Below are 5436 nucleotides of genomic sequence, written 5' to 3' on the forward strand. Positions count from 1 at the left end.
GCCATCGGTACCGGCGCGGCGCTTCTGCAGATCTCGCGAACCTATCCTGACGTCGTCGTGCATGGGCTCGTGTTGACCGGCGGCGGCACGGTCCGGGAGATCGAAGAGCGGAACGCGTTCGCTGCGATGTGCCCTTCGTCAGGAGTTCGGCTAACCGTTGTCGATTTGCGAAGCGGAATGCTTGCGCGCCACGCCGAGCGGGTCACCCAACGCGTTGCCGCGTTCCGCGACAGCTGCCGACCGGACCTCGTCTTTGCACCGCAGCGCGGCACCAATAGCCGGGATCACCAGGTGGTCGCTCAGTTGGTCTCCACGCAATTCCGTGACCGGCTGGTGCTGAGCTACGAGGTGCTGAAGGGGCACTCAGAACCGCCGACGCCCACCCTTTATCTGCCGGTTCCGACCGAGGTGGCGCTGCGGAAAGGGGAAGTGCTGAAGAATTGCTACCCCTCCGAGAAGCAAGGCGGCCGCTTCGACGGTGAAACCTTCCTCGAGCTGATGAGGGTGCGTGGCGTTCAATGTCGGTCGCGCTACGCCGAGGGCTTCGTCGTGGAGCAGGCTGCCGTCACCGTCTCCGACCTCTACTCGCCCAACTGATCCGCTCGTTACGACGCGACGTGCGGCAGGGTGTCGACGGCGCCGAGCCGCTCCAAAAGACCGAGCAGCGCAGCCGCGATCCCGGGCGCGGCCGCCACCGTCACCGCGTCGTCGCCGGTGACGGGCGGGTGCACCAAAGCGCCCGCCTCAGCGGCGATCAGCGCGCCGGCGGCCCAGTCCCAGACGTGCAGGCCGTGTTCGTAGTGGGCATCGAGTTGCCCGTCGGCCACCCTGCACAGGTCCAGCGCGGCCGACCCGATGCGGCGCACGTCGCGCACCGCCGGCAACACGTCTTTCAGCACGGCGGCCTGTGCGGCCCGCCGCTCCGGCGCGTAGCCGAAACCGGTACCTACAAGTGCCATCGCGATATCATCAATATTGTTGCACTGCAATGGCGTTCGCTCGTTGTTGGCGTCAACGACGTGCGCACCGCGACCGACGGCCGCTGAGTACACGCGCCCGGCGACGACGTCTGCCACCGCCCCGGCCACGGACACACCGTCGACCTGTGCAGCGACCGACACCGCATAGGCGGGTATCCCGTAGACGAAGTTGACCGTCCCGTCGATCGGATCCAGGACCCAGGTCACCGAACCCGTGCGGTCGCCGCGTTCGGTTGCCGGGCCGCCGCCCTCCTCGCCGAGCACGGGGTCTCCGGGCCTCAGGTCAGCGAGCCGGTCACGAAGCAGTCGTTCGCTTTCGGTGTCGACGATGGTGACGGGGTCCGTGCGCGTGCTCTTCGGCCTCACCGTCGAATCGGCGGCATCCGATCCGTTCCGGCCGAACACCTGCGGCCGGCGATGCCGCACGAAAGCCGCCGCCTCCCTCGCCAATTCCTCGGCCACCGCCCGCAACGCGGAGCCGTCGATGTCCTGTGCGGTCACACCCACATCGCAACACAATCGGCGTGGCGACAGCCACACCTCGGCGCCTCGCAGCCACTAGTGTGGTCGCGTCACCTGTTGCCCGCCTCGTCGAGGAGTGCCCATGACCGCCACCGACTCACCGGGCACCGAATCGCCGGGGGACGCGGGGTCCCACCGCCGGGGATTCGGCGTCGACGTCGGCGGCAGCGGCGTGAAGGGCGGCATCGTCGATCTCGACAGCGGGCTCCTGATCGGCGACCGGTACAAGCTGCCGACACCGCAGCCGGCCACCCCGGAAGCGGTCGCTCGAACCATTGCCTCGGTGGTCAAGGAGTTCGGCTGGAGCGAACCGCTGGGTGTCACCTACCCGGGCGTCGTTACCAACGGTGTGGTGCGCACCGCTGCGAACGTCGACAAGACCTGGATCGGCGTCAGCGCGGCCAAAGTGATCAGCGAGGCGTTGGGTGGTCAGACCGTCACGGTGCTCAATGACGCTGACGCGGCCGGCGTGGCCGAGGTGCGCTACGGCGCCGGCAAAGACAACGGTGGGGTGATCGTGCTGCTGACGTTCGGCACCGGTATCGGGTCGGCGGTGATCCACAACGGGGTGCTGCTGCCCAACACCGAGTTCGGTCATCTGGAGGTGGGGGGAATGGAGGCCGAGCACCGCGCCGCGTCGTCGGTCAGGGAGAAGCACCACTGGAGTTACAAGAGGTGGGCACCCGAGGTGACGAAGGTACTGGTGGCGATCGAAAACGCGATCTGGCCGGACCTGTTCATCGCCGGCGGCGGGATCAGCCGCAAGGCCGACAAGTGGATCCCGCTGCTGGAGAACCGCACGCCTGTCGTGGCCGCCGCACTGCAGAACACCGCCGGGATTGTCGGCGCCGCGGTTACCGCTCAAGTCGATCCGGCCCGCGGAATCAGCCGCTGAGCGGGGTCTGAGCGCGCGCTGTCGTTACAATGGTCGACGGCGGCCGCATGACCGGATAGCGGCGGGTATCCAGAGCTGATAACACGCCGGAATTCGACATAGTGCAAGACAGCCGGCCTCCGACGGGGCACACCCCCTAACGGCGCGCGGTCGGCAGACCGAAAGGGTGTACGTGGCAGCGACGAAGGCAAGCCCGGCGACCGAAGAGCCGGTTAAGCGAACCGCTACCAAGAGCCCCGCCAAGAAGACATCGGCCAAGGCCGGAAGCTCCTCAGCGCCGGGCAAGCGCGCCGGCAAGGCGACGAAGGCGACGGGCAAGGCCGCCGCTTCTGCCGCGCCGTCCAAGAGCACGGCGCGGGCGGCCAAGAACACCGCGGCGAAGACCGCGGCGAAGTCACGCGCTCCGCGCGCCAAGACCGCCGCTGCGGAAGCCACCGCCGCTGCAGAAGCCCCGCCGCCGTCGCGTAGCCGCTCCAAGAAGGCCGCCGCGCCGGCGACGTCGAACGGCGCCGCTCCCGAACCCGAGGGAACCATCGACGCGCTCGAGGCCGACGACCTTGAAGACGCCGAACCGGGCGACGACCTCGAGGTAGACGCGAACCTGGAGCTCGAAGACCTCGATGTCGAAGACGTCGAGGATCCCGTCGACGAGGACGTGGAAGCCGAGCCCGAGGCCGAGGCCGAGGCCGAGCCCGAAGCGGTGGCCGAACCGGGTGAGGACGTGCCGGCAGCGGATGACGAAGAGATCGCCGAGCCGAGCGAAAAAGACAAGGCGTCGGGCGACTTCGTCTGGGACGAAGAAGAATCCGAGGCGCTTCGTCAGGCCCGCAAGGACGCGGAGCTCACCGCGTCGGCTGACTCGGTGCGCGCCTACCTCAAGCAGATCGGCAAGGTCGCACTGCTCAACGCCGAGGAAGAGGTCGAGCTCGCGAAGCGGATCGAGGCCGGCCTGTACGCCACCCAGCTGATGACCGAATTCGCCGATAAGGGCGAGAAGCTGCCCGCGGCGCAGCGCCGCGACATGATGTGGATCTGCCGCGACGGCGAGCGTGCGAAGAATCATCTGCTGGAAGCGAACCTGCGCCTGGTGGTGTCGCTGGCCAAGCGCTACACCGGCCGCGGCATGGCGTTCCTGGACCTTATTCAGGAGGGCAACCTCGGGCTGATCCGCGCGGTCGAGAAATTCGACTACACCAAGGGGTACAAGTTCTCGACCTACGCGACGTGGTGGATCCGCCAGGCCATCACGCGCGCGATGGCAGACCAGGCCCGCACGATTCGCATCCCGGTGCACATGGTCGAGGTCATCAACAAGCTGGGCCGCATTCAGCGCGAGTTGCTGCAGGATCTGGGACGTGAACCCACGCCGGAAGAACTCGCCAAGGAGATGGACATCACACCTGAAAAGGTGTTGGAGATCCAGCAATACGCACGTGAGCCGATCTCCCTGGATCAGACCATCGGCGACGAGGGCGACAGCCAGCTTGGCGATTTCATCGAGGACTCCGAGGCGGTCGTGGCGGTCGATGCGGTGTCCTTCACGCTGCTGCAGGATCAGCTGCAGTCCGTGCTTGAGACCCTCTCGGAGCGCGAGGCGGGCGTGGTGCGGTTACGGTTCGGGCTGACCGACGGTCAGCCGCGCACGCTCGACGAGATCGGTCAGGTCTACGGTGTCACGCGGGAACGCATCCGCCAGATCGAGTCCAAGACGATGTCAAAGTTGCGTCATCCGAGTCGTTCTCAAGTCCTGCGCGACTATCTGGACTGACGACACTCCTGCACACGTCCAAAGCCACGCTGCAGACCGCAAGGCCCTGCGGAGGAGATGTCCACCAACAGGGCCCCGGGCGTCTCTTTCTGCTAGGGAGAGACACCATAAGCGTACGCACGCGAGATATCACCGACAAGAAAACAGCGGGCCGTTACCGGGCCGGCCCGCTGTTTCTTTGTTCTGGCGACCGTCAGTTCATGTTCCAGGGGTCGCCGTAGGTGGTGACGCTGTCACCCGCTTTGGAGATGAGCCGCGCGAACGGGCGCAGCAGCACACCGCCGGCCGCGCCGGTCACCGTGCCGTGCGCGTTGGACACCGCCACCGCGCCATCCGGGCCGGTGACGTCCACCGAGAACGTGGCGACCTCCTGAATGCCGGGGCCGTTGCCCAGGTTGGCGGAGACCGACACACCGGGGAACAACGGCGGCGAGGTCACCACCAGAGCACCACCCGCCGGGTTGGTGAACGGGACCGACGACTGGTCGAGGTTGATGTTGGGCGTGGTGTAGCTGAAGTTCACACCCACCCCCAGCGACCACGGGAAGCCGATCTGATAACCCAGCTCCAGCGTCCCGGCGAACTGGGCGGCGTTGGGGCCGGTGACGTGGTAGACGGCCTTGCCGGAGTGGAACCACTCCCGGGTCAGCCGGTTGCGGTCCAGCGGATAGACACCGTTGAGGAAGGTGTCCCACTGCTCGATGTCGAGGGTGTCACCGCCCCCGTCGACCAGGGTCAGCTGATTGTCCATCCCGGCGTGGGACGTGCCGTGCCCCACGAACAGCGCCGCCGTAGCGGCGACGAGTGCCGCGAGCACCCGACCCATAGCTGTCATGTTCTCCCTAGCCGTGTCTGACACGAGAAACATAACGGGACCCCACCACCCCGGCAACGGACGGATAGCCACCGTCGCGGGCTGCCCGGGGCCGCCGGTTGTTTGCCGGCGCGGGGGCCAGCGGGGTGAGGCGCTGCGGCTGTCGAGACAGCTCACATGGATCTGGCGACCCATTGTCGGTGTAGTTCGCTTGTATGGGGTCACGCTGCCGCAGAGCGATGTCAACGGTGGTGCGGCGGCACGTTGTCGCGCAACCATTGATCATGTCCGGAGCGGTCGTCGCAGCTCTCGTCGTCCGCGCGACCGGACACCGACTCAGGCGACGTCTCACCGAACGCCGCATTAACTGCCGGCTGATGGGGCTGTGACTTCTCTTCCACGGCCCGCCTCTCCTGTGACGAAGATCACATTGCAGCTCCGCGAGACTGAACTCAGC

At 66.9% G+C, this 5436-nt stretch carries 5 protein-coding genes; 3 read left to right on the top strand and 2 right to left on the bottom strand.

The window, feature by feature from the left end:
- On the top strand, positions 1 to 597 hold a 597-nt coding region (locus tag VKG81_RS02285), incomplete at its 5' end, for a PIG-L family deacetylase (RefSeq protein WP_324389299.1).
- An 8-nt stretch (positions 598 to 605) separates the two neighbouring features.
- Here VKG81_RS02285 and VKG81_RS02290 read toward each other — a convergent pair.
- The gene (locus VKG81_RS02290) at positions 606 to 1481 is read right to left on the bottom strand and encodes an inositol monophosphatase family protein (protein ID WP_324389301.1); all 876 of its coding nucleotides are present in this window, start codon (positions 1479 to 1481) and stop codon (positions 606 to 608) included.
- A gap of 103 nt (positions 1482 to 1584) precedes the next feature.
- Between VKG81_RS02290 and ppgK the strand changes: the two genes are divergently transcribed.
- Positions 1585 to 2397: a polyphosphate--glucose phosphotransferase gene (gene ppgK, locus VKG81_RS02295; RefSeq protein ID WP_324389303.1), complete on the top strand. Its 813-nt coding sequence runs from the start codon at positions 1585 to 1587 to the stop codon at positions 2395 to 2397.
- A 172-nt stretch (positions 2398 to 2569) separates the two neighbouring features.
- Positions 2570 to 4165, top strand: coding sequence for an RNA polymerase sigma factor (locus VKG81_RS02300; RefSeq protein WP_324389305.1), 1596 nt, complete (start codon positions 2570 to 2572; stop codon positions 4163 to 4165).
- Between the two features lie 193 nt (positions 4166 to 4358).
- Here the strand turns inward: VKG81_RS02300 and VKG81_RS02305 are convergent, their stop codons facing one another.
- A complete protein-coding gene (locus VKG81_RS02305; protein WP_324389307.1) occupies positions 4359 to 5000 on the bottom strand; it encodes an MspA family porin in 642 nt (213 codons plus the stop codon).
- Positions 5001 to 5436: the final 436 nt, after the last annotated feature.

The organism is Mycobacterium sp., from assembly GCF_035314905.1.
Classification (GTDB): Bacteria; Actinomycetota; Actinomycetes; order Mycobacteriales; family Mycobacteriaceae; genus Mycobacterium.

What these genes read in the sequence shown, in the direction of transcription:
- ppgK (WP_324389303.1), top strand. Translation starts at nt 1,585, where the DNA reads ATGACCGCCACCGACTCACCGGGCACCGAATCGCCGGGGGACGCGGGG.
- VKG81_RS02305 (WP_324389307.1), bottom strand. Translation starts at nt 5,000, where the DNA reads ATGACAGCTATGGGTCGGGTGCTCGCGGCACTCGTCGCCGCTACGGCG.